A 24,450-nucleotide genomic window follows, 5' to 3' on the forward strand; every position below is an offset into this window, starting at 1 on the left:
ATGCAGATGAACGACAGCCAGCGTATCCCAGCCTCGCGCGAACAGGTGTGGGCGGCGCTGAACGATCCCGCCGTGCTGAAGCAGTGCATCCCCGGCTGCCAGTCGCTCGATGTGACCGCGCCGAACGAGATGACGGCGACCGTGGTCTTCAAGGTCGGCCCGGTGAAGGCGACATTCAGCGGCAAGGTGACGCTGACCGATCTCGATCCGCCCAACTCCTATCGCATCTCGGGCGAAGGCTCCGGCGGCGTCGCCGGCTTCGCCAGGGGTGGCGCGGTGGTGCGGCTGGAATCCGAGAGTACCGACGTGACGGTGTTGCTTTACGAAGTCGATGCGCAGATCGGCGGCAAGCTCGCGCAGCTGGGAGCGCGGCTGATCAATTCGACCGCGACGAAGCTTGCGGGGGAGTTCTTTAAGTCGTTTGCGGAGGTCGTGAGCGCGAAGGCCGAGGCAGGTTAGCTGCCGTAGGGTGGGCAAAGCGAAGCGTGCCCACCGCCTTCATCGCACAGAAAAGGTGGGCACGGCGCGTTGCGCCTTTGCCCACCCTACGATAGCTGCGCAAGCTCACCCCAGCGACACCCCCGCCTTCGCCCGGCTGATCCCCAGCGTCAGGATGCGCTGCAGGAGATCCGGATATTTGAGTCCGGCATGTTGAGCCGCCGTGGCGAACTCCTGGCTCTTGGCGATCTCGGGGTTGGGATTGGCTTCGATGAAATACGGGGTGCCGTCGGCGGCGAGACGAAAATCGATGCGCGCGTAGCCGTCGAGGCCAAGCGCTCGGTAGATGCGCTTCGCGGCGCGCTGGATGCGCGCGGTGACTTCGGGCGCGAGGTCCTTCGCCGGCCCGTCGACGATGCCGACCTTCTCCTGATAGTCGGTGTCGTGCTTGGCTTTCTCCGTGGCGATGTGCCGTGATCTGCGCCCGCCCATGCTACCGAATTTCAGTTCCCAAACCGGCAGGACGCGCAGGCGGTTGTTGCCGAGCACGCCGACATAAAGCTCGCGCCCCTCGATGAACTGCTCGGCGATCGCAGCGGATTCGACCCGCTCGTGGATGAAGGCGACGCGCTCCGCGAGCTTCTCGTCGGTATCGACGATCGAAGCCTGCGAGATGCCGAAGGACCCGTCCATGTTCAGGCTCTTGACGATCAGCGGCAGCGCAAGGCGCGTCGGGCGTTTCACCTTGCGGCGCATCGGGAAGACGGCGAAGGCGGGCGCCGCGATCCGGCGGTGATGCACCAGCGTCTTGGACAAATCCTTGCCGCGCGCCAGGATCAGGCCGCGAGGATTGCACCCGGTATAAGGGACCTTCATCAGCTCGAGGTAGCTGGCGATGTGCTGGTCGTAGGCGACGTTGTTGTGGAATTCCTCCAGCAACGTGAAGACCACGTGCGGCTTGAACTCCTCGATCGCCTCGCGCACCGGCTTGATTTCGTCCTGCGCGCCGAGGGCGCGAACCTCGTGGCCGGCCGCGCGCAAGGTGCTCACCACGTCGTATTCCGTTTTCCACGCGTTGATTTCCTGCGCGGTGTATCCGTCGGTTGAGTCCGGAGGCATGAAGTCCGGATGCATCAGCACCAGAATGCGCGAGCTTCTCATAGCGCGATCCATTTGCGCCGAGACGGGCCAAACAGCGCGTGCATCGTCTTGGCGGTCACGAGGACGGTGAAATCGAGAACGAGCTTCTGTTCGGGGCCGACGGCGCGCAGGTCGAGCTCACGGCAGCGGGAGATCATGTCATCGAGCACGGCATCGAGCGTGAGCTGGTTCTCGCCCGTCCATCGCGCGACCAGCTGCCTGATCTGTGCGCGGTGGCGCCTGATCAGGGCCGAAGCCGGCTTTGAGCGGTGATGCCGTGGATCGGCTGAAAACAGCCTGGAGAGGTCGCGGTCGTAGGTCTTCGGCGGCGTGAAGGCGTAGAACGCCTGCTTCTTCTCGTAGTGGTCTTCGAGCGTCTGGCTGAGCCGGCCCAGCGTATCGACACGCTCTCGCGTCGTGATCAGCGGCCGCTTTCCCGCGATCTCGCTCATCAGCTCGTCGACATATTCGAGCTTCTTCAGTGCGGGCCAGCCGGCATATCGCGTCCGCCAGTTCGAGCGCGGCCGCAGCCACACCGCAAAGGTCTCGGCGAAATCTTCATCCGGATGGCTCTGGGCGTACCACAGCCGGAGATGCTGGACGTAGCGCCTGCTGGCAGGATTGGGCCGGTAGTAGCGCGGGTAGTGTTTCGACGACGGGCCGAACAGCTGCTGCCAGCGCCGGCGGCGCTGCAGCTGATAGCCGTGCTGCATGGCATGGCCGGCCTCGTGACGGAGGATGGCCATGCACTCGCGCCAGGTCCCGCCCTCGACGTCGAACATCATCTTCTTCTCGAGCTTCATCAGGCGCGGATGGGCGAGATAGAACGGAATGGCGATGCCCGGCACATCGCCCGGACTGAACCATTCGCTCGAGATCCATGTGTGCGGTCGCAGCCGGATGCCACGCTCTTCGAGCTCCTCATGGAGCGTGCGGACGCAGTCCTCGAGCCAGGTGCCTTTGACCGTAACCCTCAGGCTGGAGAGCCGCTGCTTGAGCAACTCGTCATCCGACAGCTTCTCCCAGGCAAATTTCCGGTGCGGCATCAGGAATCCAGAGGGCAGGGATGACTCGGTATCCGGATGATGTCATGGGCGGCAGCCGGCAACAACCCGCGGGGTCTGTGAGGCGTGCTGCGGCGCGTCAGCGCTCAACGCCGTAGGGTGGGCAAAGCGAAGCGTGCCCGCCTTCTTCGCGGCAACAAAAAAGGTGGGCACGGCGCTTTGCGCCTTTGCCCACCCTACGGCATCGCGAAACTTAACTTAGTCGAACAGGCTCGACACCGACTCTTCCGCCGCGGTGCGCGCGATGGCGTCCGAGATCAGGCTGGCGATCGGAAGCGTGCGGATGTTCGGCGCCTTGGTCACCGCATCCGTCGGCAGGATCGAATCGGTGATCACGAGCTCTTTCAGCTTCGAGCCCGCGATGCGGGCGGCCGCGCCGCCGGAGAGCACGCCGTGGGTGATGTAGGCGTAGACGTCCTTGGCACCCTTGGCGATCAGTGCGTCGGCCGCGTTCACCAGCGTGCCGCCGGAGTCCACGATGTCGTCGATCAGGATGCAGGTGTAGCCGGCGACGTCGCCGATCACGTTCATGACCTCGGATTCGCCGGCCCTCTCGCGGCGCTTGTCGACGATCGCGAGCGGAGTGTTGATGCGCTTGGCCAGGCCACGTGCGCGCGCCACGCCGCCGACGTCAGGCGAGATCACCATCGTCTTGGAGAGGTCGAACTTGTCCTTGATGTCGCGCACCATCAGCGGCGCCGCGTAGAGATTGTCGGTCGGGATGTCGAAGAAGCCCTGGATCTGGCCGGCATGCAGGTCGAGCGTCATGACGCGGTCGACGCCGGCCTGCGTGATCAGATTGGCGACGAGCTTGGCCGAGATCGGCGTGCGCGAACCTGATTTGCGGTCCTGCCGGGCGTAGCCGAAATAGGGCAGCACCGCAGTGATGCGGCGTGCCGAGGAGCGGCGCAGCGCATCGGTGATGATCAGCAATTCCATCAGATGGTCGTTGGCGGGGAACGAGGTCGACTGGATGACGAAGGCATCCGAGCCGCGGACGTTCTCCTGGATCTCGACGAAGATCTCCATGTCGGCGAAGCGCCGTACCACTGCCTTGGTCAGCGGCAGGTCCAGGCCTTGCGCGATGGCCTGCGCGAGAGCCGGATTTGAGTTGCCGGCGACAAGCTTGATGGAGCCGTTCTTGGCCGACATGGACGCTTCCTCCCGCGCTTTGCTGGATACGACGTGCAACATCAAAGAATACCCACTGGAAGCACGGTTACGACGGGCGAGGAAATATCAGGCCGGGGGCTGCAATGGCAACCCGGGATGCTACGTTTTCCCTGCGAAAATCCTGAGTCGGGCCAACGGTTTGGCCGCAACTTGGGGCCGTGGTTTAGCGGGGGTTATTGCTCGGCGTAACCGAGCGCCGAGGCCGGCATCCCGGCCGCCGGAGCCTCCGGGATCACGCCGGCCACCGCCGGTCCCCGCAAGCCCGGAACAGGGCTCGGCGTGTCCGGCGTCCCGTTGATCATGTTGGAAAGTCCGCTGAATCCGGCCTGGGCGATCTTCCGCAGCACGAGGTCGTCGGCGGCGCCCCAAGGATCGCGGCCGCCCTTGGCGGCGGTCAGTTCCTCGCCGGAGAGGCGCAACGCCCGCTGCTGGTTGGCGTCGTAGACGTCCCAGACCCAGGCGATCACGGTCTTGCCGCGCACGATCTGGGCGGAGAGGTAACTGCGCACGTGGTAGGCGGCGGTCCCCTCGCGGGAGACGACGGACAGGCTGCGGAGCTTGGATTCGCTGTCGAGCACGCCGACCATGCGGTCGAACACCTGCGGGGGTGGCCCGTCGATCGATTCGAAGGCCACCGTCGCCCCGGAGCCGGCGCTCGGCGCCATCGCATAGGAGTTGGCGGCACCGCCGCCGCCGCCGGCGCAGCCCCCAAGCGCGGTCGCCACCGCCAGCAGCATGACCGCCAGCACGCGCGAACCCGCGCGGCCCAGGATGAATGACGCGTCCCTCATTATGGAGGGCAGCGATATCGTTAAAATCGATTAAGGTCTAGGGCAGGAAGGACACATCATTGGGCCGATGGAGCCGGGAAATTACCGATGAAGCGAGTGACTTTGGGCGTGATTGTTGCCTGTCTCATCGCGGGACGGGCTGCGGCCGCAGAAAGTGCGGCCGAAGCAATCCGGGCTTTCGGATTGATCGGTACCTGGTCGGCGGATTGCAAACGGGACCCCTACCAGGCTTGTGAGAACAACCGCTGCGGCGCGCGATTGACGTACATCGTGCCCACTTCTGGAGCGCCCACCATCAGGAATGTGATCGGAACGTTTTCGCCCGGGCAGGTGCGGACATTTGTCAGCACGATCCATTCAGCAACCCGCGTAGCGGGCGACAAACTCAAGATTGTGTCCGTCCAGGATCCTCCGCCTAGCACGACATTGGTGTGGTGGCGTCAGCCCGGCGAGATATGGGAGATCGTCCTGCTCAAGGTCGGCGACAAATATCGGACATTCTCCGCGCATCGCGACGACTGGAAGAAGATCGAAGTCGATGAAGGATTCGAGGTCCGACCTCCGCCACCGCCTCCGCCAGCGCAAGTGTACGTGGATTTGCCAACCAAATGGCTTCGCGGAAAGAATGAAATGCCATTGTTCGAACGATGCAGCGACTAGTGGGCTGCAGCGAGGGTTGGGCGAAATCCGCCTTTACCTCTCCAGCGCGATCGCGTGAATGTGGCGGCCGTAATCCGGCTCCTTGCGATGGACGGAGCGGCGATAGCTGAAGAAGCGCTCGTCGGCATAGGTGTCCAGACCGAGATCGTCGATCATCAGGATGCCGGCGGCTTCGAGCCGCTTCCGGATGAAGCCGGCGAGGTCGAACATCGCGTGTCCGGCGCGCACCGACGGGATGAAGAACATCGCGTTGTCCGCGTCCGCCTCGATGAAGCGCGCCACGAATTCGTTGCCGACCTCGTAGCTGTCCTGCCGGATCAAGGGGCCGATCGCGGCGATGATGCCGCTGCGCGTGGCGCCGAGCTTCTCCATCGCCGAGATCGTTGACTCCAGCACGCCTGATAGCGCGCCTTTCCAGCCGGCATGGGCGCCGCCGATCACGCGCGCGCTGGGATCGACGAACAGCACCGGTCCGCAATCGGCGGTGGAGACGCCGAGCGCAATGCCGGGTGTTTTCGTGACCAGAGCATCGCCCTTCGGCCGCGGTCCGCTCGGCCACGGCGCTTCGGCCACGAGGACATCGGGCGAATGGATCTGGTGCAGGCTGATGAAGCGCTCCGGGGCGACGCCGACATGCTCGGCCATGCGGCGGCGGTTCTCCGCGACATGCGCCGGATCGTCGTTGGAGCCGAGCCCGCCGTTGAGCGCCGAATAAATCCCGCCTGAGACACCGCCCTCGCGGGTGAAGAAGGCATGGCGCAGGCCGGGCACGGCCGACAGCAGCGACGAAGCAAGCGTCATGAGGCGCCTCCGGCCCGTTCGAGATCGCTGAGGCCGGCGATGCCGGTCAGCCGCGGCTCGGAGATGCCGAGCACCTTGAACATTGAGCCCATGCCGCTGCGGCCCGTATCGGTCAGGCGTTTGAGCGCGACCGAAATGTCGGTGGCGACGTCAGGCGCCGCCTTCTGCATCAGCGCGGCCGCACGGGTATCGATGCCGACGCGCTTGAGGAAATCGCCCTGCGTCACCGGGCCGTGCACGCGTGCGCCGACATCCTCGGCTGCACGCGCGAGTGCCTGGAAGTCGACGTGGGCGGTGACGTCGGCCTGGCCCGGCGCCTTCAGGGGATCGGTGAAGGTGTGGCGCGCGATCGCCTGGAAGGTGTCGCCGGCATCGCTGCGCAGATGGCCGTAGTCGATGATCAGCGCCGCGCCGTCCTGGTCGCGCACGCGCGTGGCGAGCTTCATGATCTCGCCGTCGGGCCGCCATTCGAACACGGCGCCGACGGGCGCGGCGCGCACCAGAGGCGGCAGCAGCACGTCGAAGCGCGGCGTCGGGTCGGCGGCGGCGCCGAATTGAAGCTTGCCGTTGGGGTCGATCTCGATCACGCGCTCGTGCCAGCCGTCCTCGCGCTTCACCATCTGGTGGATCGGCAGCACGTCGAAATATTCGTTGGCGAGGATGATGCTCGGGCCCTCGGGCACGTCGTCGATGCTGTCGTGCCAGGCGATGTTGCGCACGCCCGCCAGTGTCGCGCTCTGCCGCTCGCGCAGCACGGGATTGACCTCGACCATGTGGACGTGAAGCGCCTGGTAGAGCGGCGGCAGCACGCGCAGTGCGCGCAGCGCATCCGCCATCATGGTGCCGCGGCCGGGGCCGAGCTCGATCAGCCGCAGGAATTGCGGCGAGCCCATCTGCTTCCATACCGAGGCGGTCCACAGGCCCAAGAGCTCGCCGAACATCTGGCTGACCTCGGGCGCGGTGGTGAAGTCGCCCTCGCGCCCGAGCGGATCGCGCGAGACGTAATAGCCATAGCGCGGATGCATCAGGCACAGTTCCATGTACCGCCAGACCGGCATGGGGCCTGAGGATTTGATCAGCGCCTTGATCTCGTTGAGTAGAGGCTGTTCGGTCACGGTCTGTCTTCTCGAAAGGAATTAACGAACGGCCTCGATGGGCTTCGGCGCACCGCGCCTCACAGCCAATACAATAAGTATGAGGCCGACGATAAGCATCGGGATCGACAACAGCATGCCCATGGTTAATCCGCCCCAGAGATAGCCGAGCTGGACGTCCGGCTCGCGGAAATGTTCGCCGATGATCCGGGTCAGGCCGTAGATCAGGATGAAGCTGCCGAGGATGAGTCCCGGCCGCTTCAAGGCGCCGAGGCGGATCATCACTGCGAGCACGGCGAACAGCAGGAGGCCCTCCATTCCCGCTTCATAGAGCTGGCTCGGATGGCGCGGTACGTTACCGCCGGTCGGAAACACCATGGCCCAGGGCAGGCTCGGGTCGGCGGCGCGGCCCCATAGTTCGCCGTTGATGAAGTTGGTCAGCCGCACCAGGAAAATCCCGATCGGGGCAACGCCGCAGGTGATGTCGCCGAGCGACAGGATCGAGATGCCGTTCTTCCGGGCGAACCACATCACCGCCACGACGCAGCCGAGGAAGCCGCCGTGGAACGACATGCCGCCTTCCCACAATCTGAAGATGGCAGCCGGATGCTCGATGAAGAAGGGCAAATTGTAGAACAGGACGTACCCGGTGCGGCCACCGACGATGATGCCGAGCGTCACCCACAATATGAAATCGTCGATCTGCGGCAGGCTGATCGGCGACGAGCCGGCCCACAGCCTGTCGTTCTTGATCAGGGTGCGCGCGTAGAACCAGCCGAACGTGATTCCGCAGATATAGCCGAGTGCGTACCAGCGGATCGCGAACGGGCCGATCTCGATCGCGATCGGACTGAACGACGGAAAGTCGATGAGCAGATAGGGCATCGCGCCTTCTATTGCTGGACGAGATTGCGGCGATAGAGCGCCAGCAGACGCTCCCAATGCCGTTCGGCGGCGTCGCGGTCGTAGACCGGGCGCTTGGGGAAGGCGAAGCCGTGATGCGTGCCGGGATAGATCTCGACCTCGGCTTTAGCGCCGCTCATGCCCTGCTTGACCTTCTCGATGACCTCGGGGGGCGCGTAGATGTCGGTCTCGGCGCAGGCGAAATAGAGCTCGGCCTTGGTCTTGCCGGCGGCGAGATGCGGGCTGTTGTCTTCGTCGGTCGCCAGATGCGTTCCGTAGATCGAGGCGGCGGCCTTGACGCGGTCGGCAAAGTGCGCCGCCGCGTTGACGGCGTAACGGCCGCTCATGCAATAGCCGACGGTGCCGACGATTTTCGTATTGGCAGCCGCCTGGCCCTCGGCATAGGTGAGCAGGGCCCTGGTGTCCTCCATGATCATGGGAATGTTGAGCGAGGCCATGAGCCGGAACATGCGCTTGCGCTCGGGCGCATTCGGGTCGGCCGGCAGCGCGCCGAGCTCCATCACGCCGGAGCGGTAATAGAGGTTCGGCAGCATCACGTAATAGCCCGAGGTCGCGAGCCGGCGCGCCATGTCGCGCAGCTCCTCGCGGATCGCCGGAGCATCCATGTAGAACAGGATGACCGGAAACGGCCCGCCGCGCTCGGGATGGGTGATGAAGGTTGCGGTGTGGCCGTCCTTGGTGGGAATCGCGATCTGCTGATCGATCATCTCGTGCGCCTTCTGATTCTTGTTATGCAGGGACGTTGAATACGATTGCAAGGAAACCGGGGCATGACAAGGATACCGCCGATCGGCTCTTGAACCGTTCCGCTCGGATTGCCATTGTCTTTCCGACAGTTCGCGCAAAGTTTATCTGAGGCCGCCAGGAGACCGAAATGACCCAGACCAACAGCCGGTTTTTCGACGAGATCGGCCGCCTGATGAACGATGCCGCCGGTGCGGCCCAGGGCGTCAAGCGCGAGTTCGACACCGTGATGCGCACCCAGGCCGAGAAATTCCTGCGCGACATGGACCTCGTCAAGCGCGAGGAGTTCGAGGCGGTCAAGGACATGGCCCGCCTCGCCCGCGAGGAGAACGAGGCCTTGAAGGCGCGGATTACAGCGCTGGAGGCGAAGCTGGGCGGGTAGGGCCGGCGGTAAGGCAGGCGCTCTCTTCCCCTCCCCCTCCAGGGGAGGGTGGGGAACCGCCTTTCGGCGGCCCATTCTCCTTGTCATTTCCGCGTCTTCCGGGTAAAAGCCCGCCACGTCCGCGGCCCCCGCACCCCTGGAGGCTTGCTGCGGCGTACACCATGGGCCGCCTTGCGGCCCATTAACTTTTGCAAAAACAAGGACTTAACGACATGGCGACGACCGTCAAGGAATTGAAGGCGACCGCACGTCCGAAGAGCGGCAAGGGGGCCGCCCGGGCTGAGCGTCGCGCCGGCAGAGTGCCCGGAGTGATCTATGGTAACAACCAGCCCCCGGTGACGATCTCGATCGAAGATCGCGAACTGCGCCAGCGCATCCTCGCCGGCCGGTTCCTGACCACGCTGGTCGACATCGACCTCGAGGGCAAGAAGCACCGCGTGATTCCGCGCGACTACCACCTCGATCCGGTCAAGGACTTCCCGATCCACGTCGATTTCATGCGTCTCGGTGAAGGCGCCACCATCCGCATCAGCGTTCCCTTGCATGTGGTGAAGGCCGAAGGTTCGCCCGGCGTGAAGCGCGGCGGCACGGTCAACATCGTCGCCCACGCAATCGAGCTCGAATGCGGTGTCGAGAGCATCCCGCAATACATCGAAGCCGATGTCGGCGCGCTCGAAATCGGTCACTCGCTGCATCTGTCGGACGTCAAGCTGCCGGCCGGCGTGAAGGCGCTGACCCGCGAGGATGCGACCCTCGTCACCATCGTGCCGCCGTCCGGCTACGCCGAAGAGCAGAAGGCCGCGGCTGCGGCTGCAGCTCCGGGCGCTGCTGCGGCTGCTCCGGCGGCTGGCGCTGCGGCTCCGGCTGCGGGTGCTGCTGCTCCGGCCGCGGCTGCCAAGGCTCCCGCCGGCGGCGACAAGAAGAAGTAATCTCTCAAAGCTGGCGCGCGGTCCCTGATCGCGCGCCGAGCGAGGGGCGCGCCGCGTCATGCGACTCTTTGTTGGGCTCGGCAATCCCGGCGCAAAATACGCACGTAACCGGCACAATATCGGCTTCATGGCCGTCGACGAGATCGCGCGGCGTCATGGCTTTGCGCCATGGCGCCGCAGGTTTCAGGGCGAGACCTCGGAAGGCACGCTCGGCAAAGAGCGCGTGATCCTGATCAAGCCCACGACCTACATGAACGATTCCGGCCGCGCGGTGCAGGAAGCAGCAAGCTTCTTCAAGATCGCGCCGGGCGACGTCACCGTGTTCCATGACGAGCTCGAACTGCCGCCGGGCAAGGTGCGGGTGAAGATCGGCGGCGGCATCGCCGGCCACAACGGCCTGCGCTCGATTTCGGCGCATATCGGCAACGAGTATCGCCGGGTGCGGCTCGGCATCGGTCATCCCGGCGTCAAGGAGCTGGTGCACGGCCACGTGCTGTCGGACTTCGCGAAGGCCGACAACGACTGGGTGGCGACGCTGTGCGAGGCGGTGGCCGAGCATGCGGCGCTGGTTGCCAAGGGCACCGACGCGACATTCGCCAACAGGGTGCACCTCGCCATGCAGGCGAAGGGATTTTTGACCAAGGACGAGAACGGCAAGGAATAACGCTCGTGGGATTCAAATGCGGGATCGTCGGATTGCCCAATGTCGGCAAGTCGACCTTGTTCAATGCGCTGACCGAGACGGCCGCGGCGCAGGCCGCGAACTATCCGTTCTGCACGATCGAGCCGAACGTCGGTGAGGTCGCGGTGCCCGATCCGCGGCTCGACAAGCTGTCGGCGATCGCCAAATCGGCGCAGATCATTCCGACCCGGCTAACCTTCGTCGACATCGCCGGCCTCGTGCGCGGCGCCTCCAAGGGCGAAGGCCTGGGCAACCAGTTCCTTGCCAACATCCGCGAGGTCGACGCCATCGCCCATGTCGTGCGCTGCTTCGAGGATTCCGACATCACGCATGTCGAGGGCAAGATCGCCCCGCTCGCCGACATCGAGACCATCGAGACCGAGCTGATGCTCGCCGACCTCGACAGCCTCGAGAAGCGCGTCGACAACCTCACGAAGAAGGCCAAGGGCAACGACAAGGACGCCAAGGAGCAGCTCGACCTCGTCAACCGCACGCTTGTGCTGCTGCGCGAGGGCAAGCCCGCCCGCCTCGTCGAGCGCAAGGCGGAGGAGGAGCGTGCTTTCGGGATGCTCGGCCTGCTGTCGTCGAAGCCGGTGCTTTACGTCTGCAACGTCGAGGAAGGCTCGGCCGCCACGGGCAATTCGTTCTCCAAGGCGGTGGAGGAGCAGGCGGCCAAGGAAGGCGCCGTCGCCGTCGTCATCTCCGCCAAGATCGAATCCGAGATCGCCACCATTTCACGCGAGGAGCGCGCCGACTTCCTGGAGACGCTGGGTCTCGAAGAAGCCGGCCTCGATCGCCTGATCCGCGCCGGCTACACGCTGCTCGACCTCATCACCTATTTCACGGTCGGCCCGAAGGAAGCGCGCGCCTGGACCATCTATCGCGGCACCAAGGCGCCGGGCGCGGCCGGTGTGATTCATACCGACTTCGAGAAGGGTTTCATCCGCGCCGAGACGATTGCGTATGAGGACTATGTCGCGCTGAACGGCGAAGCCGGCGCCCGCGATGCCGGCAAGCTGCGTCTCGAAGGCAAGGAATACGTCGTCGCCGACGGCGACGTGATGCATTTCCGGTTTAATACGTAAGCTGAAGCTGTCATTCCGGGGCGCGCCTCTTGGCGCGAACCCGGAATCCATTCATCCCCTTGCCCTGACGCCCGATGGATTCCGGGCTCGCGCTTCGCGCGCCCCGGAATGACGGCTACCGCATCCCGCCGCCCTGGTCCCTTATCGCGCCGAGATGCTCGTTGATACGGAAGATGATCAGGATCAGCTCCGCGGCGATGCGCGAGAACACGACGCCGACGACGACGCTCGCGACCGACGACAGCAGCATCAGGAAGCCGCCGAACGGGCTGATCGCCATCGCCGCGAGACCGGAGAAAATTCCGGAAAGGCCGAACAGGCAGATCAGAGCGATCACCAGCCAGTAGAAGGTCTTGATGATTGTGGGAGTTATGAACCGGTCCCACTGAAACAGATCGCTGAATGAAAACATTGCTCTCCCCAAGGCAAATCGAGCCTTCAAATCGGGCCTTGCAAGTGGGGCCTGACCCCCGGTTGATCCGACTCAAGACCAAAGCCGCTGCGCCCTATGTAGCACGAGCCATGCGGGCCGGCGGGTTGAGATTGCCGCAAAGTGCGGCCACAATCTGTCATTCCCTCAAAGCTTTCCCCAGATGACCCTGACCTTCGAAGACTTCCCGACCGGCCGGTACGGAACGTTCGGCCCGCGCCATGTCACCCGCGACGAGATTTTGGCCTTTGCCGCCGAGTTCGATCCGCAGCCCATGCATCTCGACGAGGAGGCTGCCAGCAAGAGCATGCTGCGCGGCCTGTCCGGCTCGGGCTGGCATCTCTGCTCGCTGATGATGCGGATGATGGCCGATGGCTTCATCACGCGCGCCGCTTCGCTCGGCTCGCCCGGCGTCGACGAGGTGCGCTGGTTGTCACCCTTGCGGCCCGGCGACGATCTCATGCTCGACGTCGACGTGTTGGAGGCGCGCACCTCGAAGAGCCGGCCGGAGCTCGGCATCGTCAAGTTCAAATGCACCGTGCGCAACGCGGCGGGGCAGGCGCTGTGCGAGATGACCTCGCCGATCCTGATCAAGCGGCGCGAGGGAGCGGTCTGATGCGGTTCTTTGAGGACATCGCGATCGGACAGCGCCGCGAGATCGGCGCCTATACGTTCACGGCGGAGTCGATCAAGACCTTCGCAGCAAAGTTCGACCCGCAGCGCTTCCACCTCGACGAGGAGGAGGGCAAGAACTCGCTGTTCGGCGGGCTCGCCGCCTCGGGCTGGCATGTCGGCTCGGCCTGCATGAGCCTGCTTGTCGCGGATGGCCAGCGTCTGGCGCGTGAGGCCGCGTCGCGCGGCGAGGAGGTCGCTGTGTGGGGCCCGTCGCCGGGCTTTCGCGACCTGCGCTGGCTCAGGCCTGTGCTCGCCGGTGATACCGTCGCCTACGTCAACGAAGTCATCGACAAGCGCACCTCGGCCTCGCGCCCCGGCTGGGGAATTTTGACCGCCCGCACCACCGGCACCAACCAGCGCGGCGAGGAGGTCTATTCCATCACCGCCAGCGCCTTCGTGCCGACACGCGGGAAGAGCGGTTAGACCCGTTCCAAGATGAATGGCGAAAAGAGCAGCCGAGTGTTGCACCCGCGCTATGGACGCGATTCGGGGCGGCTGCCATAAGCCTGCTCAACATGATGACCCGCGAAGCAGTTGGCGGAACCATCGAGTTGCTAACCAATTATGAACCTGTCGCTGTCTAATTGAAACGAATTGGGCAGAGAACAGGGGACGAGGACCATGGCAGATCGCGGCGCACTCAAGCTGGTCGGATTTATCTTCGCTACCGCGACGCTGGCAGTGATGCTGGTCGCCGGCATGGTGGTGAAGGGCTACGCCGATGGCGCGTACACCCTGGAAGCCTCGGCGGTCGACGCGAGCCGTTAAGGGCTCGTTAACTCCTTGGGGCCGCCACGCGCGCCTCCGTCTTCAGCGGCTATAGACGAACGCCAGCACCGCGATCGCAATCGCCAGCAATCCGACAAAGCGCAGCATGATCGTGCCGAACTGGTTCGGCGCGGGCCGCAGCGGGATAGGGTCCGTATTGTCGGGCCGAATGCTTTCCATCTGACATGTCCCCAGGCCCGGCCCTAGGCGGCACGGGCGCATGGCATTGGTCGGCGCTGGGGCGTGGAGGGTTCAAAAGTGAACCGGGGCGGCCGCATTGACTGTGTGAACGCATGTCTACGGCCACAATCTTTCGCAGCCACACCCTCCGCTGGATGCCCCGGCTTGACCGGGGCATCCAGTACGCTGCGGCGTCTCGGCTCTTGCCTCATTGTCTCTGGAATACTGGATCGCCCGATCAAGTCGGGCGATGACACCTATTGTGGGGAACGTGTGCGCACCCAACTCCCCCCACGAATCAAAACCGCCGCGCCCCTTTCGGAACGCGGCGGCGGAGATGCCTGGAGGCAGTGATCAGCTGTTGCGCAGGCCGTCGGCGGCGCGCTTCCACTGCGCGACGTTGTCGGCAATCATGCGGGTCGACTTCATCGCGGCCTGGCTGAGCTGGGCATAGCCGGAGATCTCGCGCTGGACGCGCTGGCCTTCGGCATGGAGCAGGTCGCGCAGGCTCTCGAGCTCGGAGATCAGGTTCTCGATCTCGCCGAGAGAGGTGCCGGCGACGCGCTGGATCAGCGAGTTGACGTTGGTGACGGTGGCTTCCGCGCTCGGATCGAGCGGCGGCGTGTCGGCGGCCGCCGATGCCGGCCGGCGCAGATAGGCGATGTCGTTGCGCACGAAGTCGCGGATGCCGGCTTCGACTTCCGTCACTGCGGCGAGGTTGGTGTCGACCGTCTCGGTCTCGGTGGATTCGGTCTTTTCCGGACGCATGGCGTTCATCGTTGTTCCCCTGTTCGCGTTGAGCGCAGCGCGAGTGTGTCCCGCACGACGAATTCGGCTATCCGACTAGGGCGTTGGATTTTGACCGCAACTTGGCGGAGATACGGCAAGGGCAGACGATTCGGGGGCTTTGCCGTGGCGTATGGTTAGGAGAGTCTGAACGTCGTTGAGGCAAAGCGAGCGCGCGGCCTGGTCGGTGCTGGACTACCTCTCCCCGCGGGGGGAGGGCTACCAGCTCTTCTTGAAGCCCGCCGTCAGGCTCTTGTTGATCGCGCCTTGCGAGGTCTCGCCGACCGAGCCGGAGACCGTGACGTTGTCGAACAGCTTTTGCTCGGCGCCGACCTTGCGCAGCCATTTGTCGTCGGTGGTCGACAGCGACTGGCCGGCGATGATGCTGGTGCCGGTGTCGGTGATGGTGACCTTGGCGGTCTGGTCGGTCTCGTAATTGCGCGTGACGTGCCCGCCGATGCCGGGCACCGCGGTGGTCCCCTGCTGGTTGACGCTGTAGCCGTTCTGGAGCGTCAGCGACGTGTCGCTCGACAGCGGCACCGACTTCGTCAGCGACGCCCCGATCTTGCTCTGCTCGGCGCCGGGATCGACGCGGGCTTCCACCGCGGTCTTGTCCCAGATCGAGCCGGCGCCGGGTGCGGTCGCCGCGGCCCAGGCGCTGCCGGAGGATTGCGGCAGGCTGCCGCCGTTGGTGGCTTTTTGTGCCAGCAGCTCGGACATCGTCCGCGGCTCGCTCGTCACCGTCATGTCGGCGCCGATGCGGGCGTCCCAGAACGAGGATACCGACTGCTTCACCGTCACGGCCGAGGAGCCATTGGCATTTGCATTCGACGACCAGTTCAGGCCGTCCTTGCCCGCGGCTTGCGCGCGCTTCTTGGCGGCCGCGATCTCGTTGCCGGTGCCGGCGTCGACCGCGAGCTGGCTCCAGTCGAGCTTGTCGACGTCGATGCCTTTGAGCACATCGGGGTCGTTGACGTCGGGGGCTTCGGCGGACTCTGCGGCCTCAGCCTCGTCGTCGGGCGCCGCTGCCGTCGTCGTCGTGGGCGGGATGATCTGCGCCGACACCGTCAGCACCGAGCCCAAAATGAATGCGGCCGCCAGCACCGGCAGCCTGGTCCAGCCAAAACCTGTCGAGAATTCCATCGTCCTGCCCGCGAGCCCAGCGCATGCTTGCCGTCACTATAGTGCGGCCTTCGGTGATGACCATGCGCCATTCCGTCCGCTCAACACATGGTGATCTATCGTTGCGAAATTGTGGCGGCTCGCCTCGAATGGCGAACCAACGGGCCGCGCGAAAGACGCGCGCCCGATGACGAGCTTCTCCACGACGACATCCGGCGGGGCTGGAGGCCAGGACGTCGCGGGCGCATCGTTCATCGGTCCCGAAAAGCGGGGCCCGCTGGCGTCCCCCTCAGCCGACGCGCGTCATCTTCGGCAGATGAATGGCGCGGCCGAGTGCCTGTTCGACCAGATCGAACGTGTCGACCAGCACGCGCATGCTGATCAGTTTGCCCGCCCTGAACTGGGCGAACTGTGCGACCCGCAAGCTCATCGGCTTGTCGGAATCCAGCGCGGTCAGCGAATAGCGCAGCATCGAGGCGGCGGAATCCACGCCGAGCATGATGCTCTCGCGGTCGAAGCGGCGGACACGGAAATTGTCGGCAAGCTGGCGGATGACGTCGAGCACAGCGTCCCGGCCCTGGCGCGCGCCGAGGAACGGAAACATGTCGATCGGGCCGTAGATCGCCCACTCGACGTCTTCGTCGATCAGGGCCTCGATGTCCCTGAAATCCCGGTCGTTCACCGCGCGGTGCAACGCGCGCGAAAAACGCCAGAGGCTGTGCTCTGTCATTTGGGGGCGTCCTGAAGCTGGCTTGCAGAAAAAAACGGAAAACAACCCCATGCACGGCAATGTGCTCCGGGGCCGCTCAACTCATTTGTATACAAATAAAATACGCAATTTCGGTCAAAACGCAATTCACGTTTTCGCAATGCACAATTGATGCGGCTTTGTGAGATTTGCAACAGACCCCCGTAAACTCCCGGTCTACTTACCTCTTCCCGTAAGAACCGGGCGAGGGAGGAGGGTCATTCCCCGTCCGCCCGCGCGCCCACGATCAGCGGCCCGATCTCCCGCTCCAGCACCTGCTGCACCAGATCGTAGGAATCGATGATCTCGCGGATCTGCGCCACCAGTCCGCCCCGGAAGCTGTAGAACACGGCCATGTCGAACTGCACGATGCGATCGTTGCTGCGCTTTTTGAAGTAAGTATGCAGGTAGGTCGCGACCTCGTCGCCCTCGACAAGGATGTGCGGCGCCTTGTAGCGGATTTCGGAATAGCGCGACCAGACCGTCTGCCACAGCTCGCGCAGCTCCTGCTTGCCGTGACGCGGCATCATGTGGGGCAGGATATCGATCGGCGCGTGGGTGAGAAAGTCGACGTCGTCGGTGCAGCACGACAACGCGGCCTCGATATCGCCATGCGCAAAGGCGTCGAGCAGATGCAGCACGCGTTGCCTGTTCAGCGATTCAACCGTCATGCCGCTTCCGCCCTCGTGGGGTGTCGATTGCAAACGCCAATGCGCGCTCTGCGGGTCCACCAATCCGCAAAAACAAAGGTGTCCGGATCATATGACGCGCCGATGCAATGCCGGGTTCACAATCTACAATTGAAAGTTGTGCATGTATCCGCCTGCTCGAATTCGAGCGGGCTTTCGCGCCCCGCGATGCCGCCGCGTGCATACCGGCGGGCGCGTCCCGCCATGCACGGCCTATGCCGGTCATCACGGCGTCCCGGGGCCGCCGCCGGTATGGGTAGCCACGAACTCAGACCTCGCCCGGAGCTACCCCGCTCCCTAACCCTCCCCGCAAGGGGGAGGGGACGTAGCGGAGCGCGTTCCGCGAACGGCGAAGCCGCGAACCCGGAATCCATCCCACTCGTCACTCCGGTACCTGACCGCGTGACCCATCTCACATCACGCCCATCCCGGCGCAGCTATCGTCATCGGCATGTCATCAGGGAGACGTGCCATGGCTGCCATCGCCGCCGCGAGAAAGCCCCGCCTGCACAACGCGCTCGAAGGCCTCGCGCTGACAGCGATTCTCCAGAGCTTCCCGACCTTCGCCGCCGCCGCCTTCCTGCTCAAGCTTGTCGGCAACCACGACCTCTCCGGCGACCCCGGCGTCGCCATCTTCGTCGCCATCGTCTCGCTCGCCCACGCTATGCTCGCGGTGACGCTGGGCCCGAGCTTCCCGGCCGTCTTCAAGACCGTCTACGAGCCGAAATTCTTCGAGGCGCACCTGTCACTTTCCGACAAGATCACCGCATGGCGCACCCAGCCGGTCGCCTCGCTCCAGCTCGTGACCATCGTGCTGCTGCTGTCGGTGATGGCCGTGGTGACGGCGAGCATGGGGTGAGCGCGCCATGCCCTTCATCACCGCGTCGAAATCCGCACCCGTCAACTGGCTCGAAGGCTTTGCGCTCACCACGATCCTTCAGGGCTTTCCGATCTTCGCCGCGGCGTCACTGATGGTGAAGCTGCTGGGAGATCACCGCGGCAGCAGTCCCGTGCTCACCATTGTGTTGGCGTCGGTCTTCTACAGCATCTTCGCCGTCTCGGTCGGGTCGGCATTCCCCAGGCATTTCAAGAACGGCTACGAAGCACAGTTCTTCGACGCAAGCCTGTCCTTCTCCGAAAAGATCGCCCGCTGGCGCGCGAAGCCCGCAACGTCGCTGCAGCTCATGGCCTCGGTGTTGCTGTTGTCGCTGCTGGCGACGATCGTGGGGTGAGACACCTTCGTCATTCCGGGGCGCCGCAAAGCGGCGAGCTATGATGCGCAATTGCGCATCCGAGAATCGATAGCCACGACAAGCGCGGACGATGCTCCGCCGCCTACCTCTTCTTCCACCCACCTCTTCGTCCCGGCTGCCCACCGGTCGACTTCGGCGCCGGCCCGAACTCCGGGCCCGACTGCCGCGAATCCGTCGGCTGGATGATCCGGCTCGTGCTGCCGAACGGCTTTGACGGCAGCGTCTGGTTCTCACGATATGGCAGGGATTCCGGCCCGTGCATCTCGTCGAGATGCGGCTTGTGCACCTTCGAGCCGCTGCCGCCGCCGCTCGCTTTCAGCGCGGAGCTCACGGTTTTCTTCTTCATCGCGCTGACCGGCAGATTGGCGGCGTCGCCGTATTTCTTCGTGCCCGCGTAGGCGCCGGCCTTGCCCTGCACGATGCGCTGTTTTGCGGTGGGGTCATCGACCACCGCGAGCTCGGTGGCGCGCAGGCGCTTGACTTCGTCGCGGAGGCGGGCGGCTTCCTCGAAGTTCAGGTCGGCGGCAGCCTCGCGCATGCGGGTTTCGAGATCGGCGAGCACGGCTTCGAAATTGTGGCCGATCGAGATGACGTCGTCGGTCATGTCGTGGCCGCCGACCTCGACCAGCACGTGGTCGCGCTCGTAGACCGAGTTGAGGATGTCGCCGATCTGCTTCTTCACGCTCTCCGGCGTGATGCCGTTGGCGGTGTTGTACTCGACCTGCTTTTCGCGACGGCGGTTGGTTTCCGCGATGGCGCGCTCCATCGATCCCGTCATCTGGTCGGCGTAGAGGATCACCTTGCCGTCGACGTTGCGCGCGGCGCGGCCGATGGTCTGGATCAGCGAGGTTTCGCTGCGCAGAAAACCTTCCTTGTCGGCATCGAGGATCGCGACCAGGGCGCATTCGGGGATGTCGAGGCCTTCGCGCAACAGGTTGATGCCGACCAGCGCGTCGAATGCGCCGAGGCGGAGATCCCTGATGATCTCGATGCGCTCGATGGTGTCGATATCGCTGTGCATGTAGCGCACGCGAATGCCCTGCTCATGCAGATATTCGGTGAGGTCTTCCGCCATGCGCTTGGTCAGCACGGTGATCAGCGAGCGATAGCCGGCCTGCGCGGTCGCGCGCACCTCGCCGACGAGATCGTCGACCTGGGTGCGGGCGGGGCGGATATTAACGGGAGGATCAATGAGCCCCGTCGGGCGAATGACCTGCTCGACGAACACGCCGCCGCTCTCGTTCAGTTCCCAGCCGCCGGGCGTTGCGGACACTGCAACCGTCTGCGGCCGCATCATGTCCCATTCCTCGAAGCGGAGCGGGCGGTTGTCCATGCAGGAGGGCAGACGAAAACCGTATTCGGCGAGCGTCGCCTTGCGGCGGAAGTCGCCGCGGAACATGCCACCGATCTGCGGCACCGTGACGTGGCTCTCGTCGGCGAACACCAGCGCATTGTCGGGGACGTATTCGAACAGCGTCGGCGGCGGCTCGCCGGGCAGGCGCCCGGTGAGATAGCGCGAATAGTTCTCGATGCCGGCGCAGCTTCCGGTCGCTTCCATCATCTCGAGGTCGAAGGTGGTGCGCTGCTCCAGCCGCTGTGCTTCCAGCAGGCGTCCCTGGTCGTTGAGCTGGTCGAGCCGCTGCTTCAATTCTGATTTGATCGACTTGATCGCCTGCACCAGCGTCGGGCGCGGCGTCACATAGTGCGAGTTGGCGTACATCTTGATGAATTCGAGCTCGTCCTGCTTGTGGCCGGTGAGCGGGTCGAATTCCTCGATGGTCTCGATGGTGTCGCCGAACAAATTCACGCGCCAGGCCCGGTCCTCATAGTGCGCCGGGAAGATGTCGATGACGTCGCCGCGCACGCGAAAGGTGCCGCGGGTAAAATCGGCCTGGGTGCGCTTGTACTGGAGCGCGACGAGATCGGCGATGAGCTGGCGCTGGTCGATGCGCTCGCCCTTCTTCAGCGCGAATGTCATCGCGGTGTAGGTCTCGACCGAGCCGATACCGTAGATGCAGGACACCGACGCCACGATGATGACGTCGTCGCGTTCGAGCAGCGCGCGCGTTGCCGAGTGGCGCATGCGGTCGATCTGCTCGTTGATCGAGGAGTCCTTTTCGATGTAGGTGTCCGTGCGCGGAACGTAGGCTTCCGGCTGGTAGTAGTCGTAATAGCTGACGAAATATTCGACCGCGTTGTCGGGGAAGAAACTCTTGAACTCGCCATAGAGCTGGGCGGCGAGCGTCTTGTTCGGCGCCAGGATGATGGCGGGGCGCTGCGTCGCCTCGATCACCTTGGCCATGGTGTAAGTCTTGCCGGAGCCGGTGACGCCGAGCAGCACCTGCGAGCGGTCGTTACGCTGGACACCCTCGACCAGTTCGGCGATCGCGGTCGGCTGGTCGCCGCGCGGCTGGTAGGGCGATTTGATCTCGAAGCGCACGCCGCCTTCGGACTTTTCCGGACGCGGCGGCCGGTGCGGGGTCCACACCTTGGTGGAGCCGTCGTCCTTGCGGAACTCCGGCCGGCCCTCGCGGATCAGCGATTCCAGCGCATCGGCGGTGGCCTTGACGCCGAGCGCCTCCATCTTGGATCGCGGCGGACGAGCCAGCGCCTCGGCATCGTCCTCCTCGGTAGGGAGGCCGAGCTGCCGCGCCAGTTCCGGATCGAGCGTCGGGATCGTGGCCGCGGTGCCGTAGTTGGCCTGCGGCGCTTCGTCAAAACCTTCGGTCGATGCGCGCGCGCCCGGCGGCTGTGGATTGGGCCGCAGCGGCATCGGCTTGGTGTTGTCCTGTGGAAACTCCTTCGGCGTCGAGGCGCGCGCCCGATGCGCGGCAGCCTCGCCCCCGGCACGGCGGTCGCGCGAATTGTCTGGCGGCGGCTGCAGCCCGGTGCCCGATCCCAGCCCCGCATCGCCGCGATTGATCGCGGGATTGAGCAACTCGGCCAGCGCCGGCCCGATCGGCTGCACGTCGGGCCGATGTGCCTTCGAGTTCGGGGCCTTGTTGGGAGCCTTGGATTTGGGAGATTTCGGGGGAGCAGGTTTCTTCGCCATGCCCCGAATATGGGACGAGTCCGCCCTTCAGAAAAGGGCGAAGGTACGTCAGTGCTCGGGCTGCTGACAGTAGGATGGCAGCAGGCTTGGAGATCAGGCTTTGGCTCACGCCGCCGGCGGCGGGCCGTCGTCGTCGCCAGCCCGATACGGCTCGAGGATGTCGAGATGGATGCCACCGCAATCGGTGCAGCGCATGGTCCAGTACTCGCATCCGGCACGGCCGCCGATCACACGGAGCACCGCGAGATCGCCGTCGCATTCGGGGCATTTCGACAGCACATTGCGGGCATAGATCCTCGGCCGCGGCGCGTCTTCGAATTCGATGACTGACATGACCGGTTCCCCCCTTTGCGCTGCGCTGTCCCCTGGTTGCAGTCCCGCTCGCTTATTCGTCTTCGTTGTCGTCGGCCCGCCGGCGGAAACGGTCGATGTGGTGCTTGGCATCGGCGATTGCCGCGTTCTGATCAGGCCAGGCGAAACCGACTTCCATGGCCGGAAACAGCACCCCGTCGATGGCGAGGGGGCTGAGATCGGCGCGGCGGATGCGGGCATGCCAGAGGCCCTTGCCAGCCTCGAAGGATTCGATGTCAAAACCGTCGTAGAGGGTCGTCATTGCAGTCCCCAAATGTCCGTAAGTGTCATGTTGGAGGGTCAGGGGACCACGTTTGGCGGGTTCAGTATGTGAAGCCATTCACAAGCGGCCGGCTTTTTTGCCCAAGGAGCTCGTTGAACGGGCGTCAGTTCCGTGGCGAGGCGCGGCCGATCCGCCTGGCGGGGCGTGCGGCGGGCTCCGAGGCCGCGCGCATGATCCAGCGCCGGAATGCGGCGAAGTCGCGCTGCTCGGTCTGAAAACTGCGATAGAGCAGGTACCAGCGCATGCCCTTGGGCACCGAGAGATCGAACGGCGCGACCAACCGGCCGGCGGCGAGATCGTCGTCGATGTAGGGCCGGATACCCATGGCGATGCCGAGCCCGTCGGCGGCGGCCTGGAGCGCCTGGCCGTAGAACTGGAACTCCGGCCCGCGCGCGTTGATGCGCGTGAGGTTGGCGGCCCTGAGCCAGATCGGCCAATCCTCCGGCGAATGTTCGACGCGGATCAGGCTTGGCCCTTTGAGGTCGGCCGGACGCTTCAACGAGGTGGCGAGGCGGGGCACGCAGACCGGGGTGAGGTCGCCGGCGAACAGCGGCTCGGCCACGAGCCCCGGCCAGTCGCCGGTGCCGAGCTTGATGCCGCAGCTCCAGTCCTCGCCGAACGGCACCGACGCGCCGCCGGTGGTGAAGCGCACCTCGATGTCGGGCTCCTCGCTGCGAAACTCCGACAGCCGCGGGATCAGCCAGCGCATCGCAAAGGTGTGGCCGACGCCGATGGTGAGCACGCGGACGCTCGAGGCCGTCACCTGCGCGGTGAGGCTCGCCAGCGCATCGAAGATCGGCGTCAGCCCGCTTTGATAGGCGCGGCCGGCCTGCGTCAGCACGAGCTTGTTGGCCTTGCGCTCGAACAGCGCGACGCCGAGACGTTCCTCCAGCAGATGCACCATGCGGCTGACGGCAGCCGCCGACACGCTGAGCTCGAGCCCGGCCGCGGCAAAGCTGCCGGTCCGCGCCGCCGCCTCGAATGCCTTGATGCCGTTGAGAAACAGCAGCCGCCGCAAATCACCGACCCTCAGGAAAGCTGATGCAAGGCCAAGATAACTCAGTTTGCGAAGCCAGCGCAAGCGAGGCACGTTCTTCTTCGCCGCTTCCCGCGTGCGGGGTGAAAGAGTGAAGCAGCGTGCGTCCCCGACTTGACCCGTACCCGCAGGAGATTCCCCGGTGACGCCCATCATGATCGCTGCCCTTGGATTGCTGATGGTCGCCACCGCGTTCCTGTCGGGGCTGTTCGGCATGGCGGGCGGGTTGATCCTGATCGGCGTGCTGCTGGCGCTGATGCCGCTGCCGACCGCGATGGTGCTGCATGCGATCACGCAGATGGCCTCGAACGGCTGGCGCGCGTTCCTCTGGCGGGCGCATATCCGCTGGCGGCCGGTCGCGAACTACATGGTCGGCGCTGCCGTCGCGCTCGCGGCCTGGTCGCTCACCCGCTACGTCCCGGACAAGCCGATGGCGCTGCTGCTGCTCGGCATCACCCCGTTCATGGCGCGGTTGCTGCCGTCGAACATCAAGCCGGATCCCGACCGTCTCTGGCAGGGCACCGTCTATGGCACGATCTGCATGGGCTTGATGCTGATGACCGGCGTATCCGGCCCGCTGCTCGATACCTTCTTCCTCGGCGGCGATTTCGGCCGGCGAGAGAAGGTGGCGACCAAGGCGATGTGCCAGCTCGTGAGCCATTTCACCAAGCTGATCTATTTCGGCGGCGTGATCGACCAGGCCGCGAGCCTCGATCCCGTGCTCGCCGGCGTCGCGATCGCGGCATCGATGCTCGGCACCACGCTGGCGCGGCGCATCCTCGAAGCCATGACCGATCAGCAATTCGTGACCTGGTCGAACAAGTTGATCACCACCATCGCCTGCTACTACATGGCCTATGGCGGCTGGCTCCTGCTCCGGACCCCGGTGCTGGCGGCCTTCGACAAGGGAGGCTTGCAATGAGCTGTAACGCCGATCCGCTGGTGCTGGACTTCGTCGAATGGGTCGCGCGCGAGCCGCGCGCCTACGCCGAGGTGATCGCAACCTGGAAGACCTCGTGCCCGCGCCTCACCATCTGGGAAGATGCGGCGGAGCGCGGCTACGTCGCCCGCGAGACACTGCCCGGGATCGGGCTGATCATCGCGGTGACGGAAGACGGTGAAAGGCTGCTGCGAACGAACGGGCGGTGACACACGCCTCCGCCGCCACAT

At 64.9% G+C, this 24,450-nt stretch carries 31 protein-coding genes; 13 read left to right on the forward strand and 18 right to left on the reverse strand.

The features are described 5' to 3' along the window. On the forward strand, nucleotides 1-459 hold the full coding sequence (locus JQ627_RS11155; RefSeq protein ID WP_212484266.1) for a carbon monoxide dehydrogenase subunit G: 459 nt from the start codon (nucleotides 1-3) through the stop codon (nucleotides 457-459). 105 nt (nucleotides 460-564) lie between these two features. On the opposite strand, the gene JQ627_RS11160 is transcribed toward JQ627_RS11155, so the two are convergent. From JQ627_RS11160 to JQ627_RS11175, 4 genes are all read right to left on the reverse strand, one after another. Next, nucleotides 565-1,599: an ATP-grasp domain-containing protein gene (locus tag JQ627_RS11160; protein WP_212484267.1), complete on the reverse strand. Its 1,035-nt coding sequence runs from the start codon at nucleotides 1,597-1,599 to the stop codon at nucleotides 565-567. Continuing rightward, complete coding sequence (locus JQ627_RS11165; protein ID WP_212484268.1) at nucleotides 1,596-2,624, reverse strand: putative zinc-binding metallopeptidase; 1,029 nt, start codon at nucleotides 2,622-2,624, stop codon at nucleotides 1,596-1,598. The genes JQ627_RS11160 and JQ627_RS11165 overlap by 4 nt, the downstream gene beginning before the upstream one ends. A gap of 216 nt (nucleotides 2,625-2,840) precedes the next feature. Then, on the reverse strand, nucleotides 2,841-3,794 hold the full coding sequence (locus JQ627_RS11170; RefSeq protein WP_014492003.1) for a ribose-phosphate pyrophosphokinase: 954 nt from the start codon (nucleotides 3,792-3,794) through the stop codon (nucleotides 2,841-2,843). Between the two features lie 194 nt (nucleotides 3,795-3,988). Continuing rightward, a complete protein-coding gene (locus tag JQ627_RS11175; RefSeq protein ID WP_212484269.1) occupies nucleotides 3,989-4,606 on the reverse strand; it encodes a hypothetical protein in 618 nt (205 codons plus the stop codon). A gap of 87 nt (nucleotides 4,607-4,693) precedes the next feature. On the opposite strand from JQ627_RS11175, the gene JQ627_RS11180 reads away from it, so the two are divergent. Beyond that, nucleotides 4,694-5,266 (forward strand): hypothetical protein, encoded by a 573-nt coding sequence (locus JQ627_RS11180; protein WP_212484270.1) that lies wholly within the window; start codon nucleotides 4,694-4,696, stop codon nucleotides 5,264-5,266. 33 nt (nucleotides 5,267-5,299) lie between these two features. On the opposite strand, the gene pgeF is transcribed toward JQ627_RS11180, so the two are convergent. The 4 genes from pgeF to JQ627_RS11200 are packed head-to-tail and all read right to left on the reverse strand — an operon-like array spanning nucleotide 5,300 to nucleotide 8,792. Continuing rightward, entirely contained in the window at nucleotides 5,300-6,067 is a 768-nt protein-coding gene (gene pgeF / locus JQ627_RS11185; RefSeq protein ID WP_212484271.1) for a peptidoglycan editing factor PgeF, read from the reverse strand. Then, nucleotides 6,064-7,182, reverse strand: coding sequence for an SAM-dependent methyltransferase (locus tag JQ627_RS11190; protein WP_212484272.1), 1,119 nt, complete (start codon nucleotides 7,180-7,182; stop codon nucleotides 6,064-6,066). Before JQ627_RS11190 ends, pgeF begins: the two co-directional genes overlap by 4 nt. Nucleotides 7,183-7,203: 21 nt before the next feature. After that, nucleotides 7,204-8,046: a prolipoprotein diacylglyceryl transferase gene (gene lgt / locus JQ627_RS11195; RefSeq protein WP_212484273.1), complete on the reverse strand. Its 843-nt coding sequence runs from the start codon at nucleotides 8,044-8,046 to the stop codon at nucleotides 7,204-7,206. An 8-nt stretch (nucleotides 8,047-8,054) separates the two neighbouring features. After that, nucleotides 8,055-8,792, reverse strand: coding sequence for a dienelactone hydrolase family protein (locus JQ627_RS11200; RefSeq protein ID WP_212484274.1), 738 nt, complete (start codon nucleotides 8,790-8,792; stop codon nucleotides 8,055-8,057). A 167-nt stretch (nucleotides 8,793-8,959) separates the two neighbouring features. On the opposite strand from JQ627_RS11200, the gene JQ627_RS11205 reads away from it, so the two are divergent. From JQ627_RS11205 to ychF, 4 genes are all read left to right on the forward strand, one after another. Continuing rightward, nucleotides 8,960-9,211 carry an accessory factor UbiK family protein gene (locus tag JQ627_RS11205; protein ID WP_212484275.1) on the forward strand — a complete coding sequence of 84 codons (252 nt, stop codon included), beginning with the start codon at nucleotides 8,960-8,962 and terminating at the stop codon, nucleotides 9,209-9,211. Between the two features lie 212 nt (nucleotides 9,212-9,423). Beyond that, the gene (locus JQ627_RS11210; protein ID WP_212484276.1) at nucleotides 9,424-10,140 is read left to right on the forward strand and encodes a 50S ribosomal protein L25/general stress protein Ctc; all 717 of its coding nucleotides are present in this window, start codon (nucleotides 9,424-9,426) and stop codon (nucleotides 10,138-10,140) included. A 58-nt stretch (nucleotides 10,141-10,198) separates the two neighbouring features. Beyond that, on the forward strand, nucleotides 10,199-10,804 hold the full coding sequence (pth, locus tag JQ627_RS11215) for an aminoacyl-tRNA hydrolase (RefSeq protein WP_212484277.1): 606 nt from the start codon (nucleotides 10,199-10,201) through the stop codon (nucleotides 10,802-10,804). 5 nt (nucleotides 10,805-10,809) lie between these two features. After that, a complete protein-coding gene (ychF, locus tag JQ627_RS11220) occupies nucleotides 10,810-11,907 on the forward strand; it encodes a redox-regulated ATPase YchF (protein WP_028151572.1) in 1,098 nt (365 codons plus the stop codon). Between the two features lie 115 nt (nucleotides 11,908-12,022). Here ychF and JQ627_RS11225 read toward each other — a convergent pair whose 3' ends face one another. Beyond that, on the reverse strand, nucleotides 12,023-12,319 hold the full coding sequence (locus JQ627_RS11225) for a DUF4282 domain-containing protein (RefSeq protein ID WP_212484278.1): 297 nt from the start codon (nucleotides 12,317-12,319) through the stop codon (nucleotides 12,023-12,025). A gap of 181 nt (nucleotides 12,320-12,500) precedes the next feature. Here JQ627_RS11225 and JQ627_RS11230 point away from each other — a divergent pair, with 181 nt between their 5' ends. The 3 genes from JQ627_RS11230 to JQ627_RS11240 all read left to right on the forward strand — a co-directional run bounded on the left by JQ627_RS11230 (nucleotide 12,501) and on the right by JQ627_RS11240 (nucleotide 13,780). After that, nucleotides 12,501-12,953, forward strand: a complete 453-nt coding sequence (locus tag JQ627_RS11230) for a MaoC family dehydratase (protein ID WP_212484279.1) — start codon at nucleotides 12,501-12,503, stop codon at nucleotides 12,951-12,953. Continuing rightward, nucleotides 12,953-13,435 carry a MaoC family dehydratase gene (locus tag JQ627_RS11235; protein WP_212484280.1) on the forward strand — a complete coding sequence of 161 codons (483 nt, stop codon included), beginning with the start codon at nucleotides 12,953-12,955 and terminating at the stop codon, nucleotides 13,433-13,435. The genes JQ627_RS11230 and JQ627_RS11235 overlap by 1 nt, the downstream gene beginning before the upstream one ends. Before the next feature lie 198 nt (nucleotides 13,436-13,633). Continuing rightward, nucleotides 13,634-13,780 carry a hypothetical protein gene (locus JQ627_RS11240; RefSeq protein WP_164936510.1) on the forward strand — a complete coding sequence of 49 codons (147 nt, stop codon included), beginning with the start codon at nucleotides 13,634-13,636 and terminating at the stop codon, nucleotides 13,778-13,780. A 42-nt stretch (nucleotides 13,781-13,822) separates the two neighbouring features. Here JQ627_RS11240 and JQ627_RS11245 read toward each other — a convergent pair whose 3' ends face one another. From JQ627_RS11245 to JQ627_RS11265, 5 genes are all read right to left on the reverse strand, one after another. Further along, nucleotides 13,823-13,960 carry a hypothetical protein gene (locus tag JQ627_RS11245; protein WP_212484281.1) on the reverse strand — a complete coding sequence of 46 codons (138 nt, stop codon included), beginning with the start codon at nucleotides 13,958-13,960 and terminating at the stop codon, nucleotides 13,823-13,825. Nucleotides 13,961-14,314: 354 nt separating this feature from the next. After that, nucleotides 14,315-14,737, reverse strand: a complete 423-nt coding sequence (locus JQ627_RS11250) for a hypothetical protein (RefSeq protein ID WP_212484282.1) — start codon at nucleotides 14,735-14,737, stop codon at nucleotides 14,315-14,317. A 228-nt stretch (nucleotides 14,738-14,965) separates the two neighbouring features. Then, entirely contained in the window at nucleotides 14,966-15,889 is a 924-nt protein-coding gene (locus JQ627_RS11255) for a hypothetical protein (protein ID WP_212484283.1), read from the reverse strand. Between the two features lie 268 nt (nucleotides 15,890-16,157). Next, nucleotides 16,158-16,598, reverse strand: a complete 441-nt coding sequence (locus tag JQ627_RS11260; protein WP_212484284.1) for a nuclear transport factor 2 family protein — start codon at nucleotides 16,596-16,598, stop codon at nucleotides 16,158-16,160. 236 nt (nucleotides 16,599-16,834) lie between these two features. Further along, nucleotides 16,835-17,287, reverse strand: coding sequence for a nuclear transport factor 2 family protein (locus tag JQ627_RS11265; protein WP_212484285.1), 453 nt, complete (start codon nucleotides 17,285-17,287; stop codon nucleotides 16,835-16,837). A 490-nt stretch (nucleotides 17,288-17,777) separates the two neighbouring features. Here JQ627_RS11265 and JQ627_RS11270 point away from each other — a divergent pair, with 490 nt between their 5' ends. Continuing rightward, a complete protein-coding gene (locus JQ627_RS11270) occupies nucleotides 17,778-18,164 on the forward strand; it encodes a hypothetical protein (RefSeq protein ID WP_212484286.1) in 387 nt (128 codons plus the stop codon). A 7-nt stretch (nucleotides 18,165-18,171) separates the two neighbouring features. Next, entirely contained in the window at nucleotides 18,172-18,537 is a 366-nt protein-coding gene (locus tag JQ627_RS11275; protein WP_212484287.1) for a hypothetical protein, read from the forward strand. A 103-nt stretch (nucleotides 18,538-18,640) separates the two neighbouring features. On the opposite strand, the gene uvrB is transcribed toward JQ627_RS11275, so the two are convergent. The 4 genes from uvrB to JQ627_RS11295 form a co-directional block, all read right to left on the reverse strand. Continuing rightward, nucleotides 18,641-21,610 (reverse strand): excinuclease ABC subunit UvrB, encoded by a 2,970-nt coding sequence (uvrB, locus tag JQ627_RS11280; protein ID WP_212484288.1) that lies wholly within the window; start codon nucleotides 21,608-21,610, stop codon nucleotides 18,641-18,643. A 105-nt stretch (nucleotides 21,611-21,715) separates the two neighbouring features. Then, complete coding sequence (locus tag JQ627_RS11285; protein WP_212484289.1) at nucleotides 21,716-21,943, reverse strand: hypothetical protein; 228 nt, start codon at nucleotides 21,941-21,943, stop codon at nucleotides 21,716-21,718. Nucleotides 21,944-21,995: 52 nt separating this feature from the next. Beyond that, nucleotides 21,996-22,223 carry a hypothetical protein gene (locus JQ627_RS11290; RefSeq protein ID WP_212484290.1) on the reverse strand — a complete coding sequence of 76 codons (228 nt, stop codon included), beginning with the start codon at nucleotides 22,221-22,223 and terminating at the stop codon, nucleotides 21,996-21,998. A gap of 124 nt (nucleotides 22,224-22,347) precedes the next feature. Then, complete coding sequence (locus JQ627_RS11295) at nucleotides 22,348-23,262, reverse strand: LysR substrate-binding domain-containing protein (RefSeq protein ID WP_212484291.1); 915 nt, start codon at nucleotides 23,260-23,262, stop codon at nucleotides 22,348-22,350. Between the two features lie 160 nt (nucleotides 23,263-23,422). Here JQ627_RS11295 and JQ627_RS11300 point away from each other — a divergent pair, with 160 nt between their 5' ends. Beyond that, nucleotides 23,423-24,202 carry a sulfite exporter TauE/SafE family protein gene (locus tag JQ627_RS11300; protein WP_212484292.1) on the forward strand — a complete coding sequence of 260 codons (780 nt, stop codon included), beginning with the start codon at nucleotides 23,423-23,425 and terminating at the stop codon, nucleotides 24,200-24,202. Beyond that, nucleotides 24,199-24,429 (forward strand): hypothetical protein, encoded by a 231-nt coding sequence (locus JQ627_RS11305; protein WP_212484293.1) that lies wholly within the window; start codon nucleotides 24,199-24,201, stop codon nucleotides 24,427-24,429. Before JQ627_RS11300 ends, JQ627_RS11305 begins: the two co-directional genes overlap by 4 nt. Nucleotides 24,430-24,450: the final 21 nt, after the last annotated feature.

The organism is Bradyrhizobium liaoningense, assembly GCF_018130785.1.
GTDB classification, from domain to species: domain Bacteria; phylum Pseudomonadota; class Alphaproteobacteria; order Rhizobiales; family Xanthobacteraceae; genus Bradyrhizobium; species Bradyrhizobium liaoningense_A.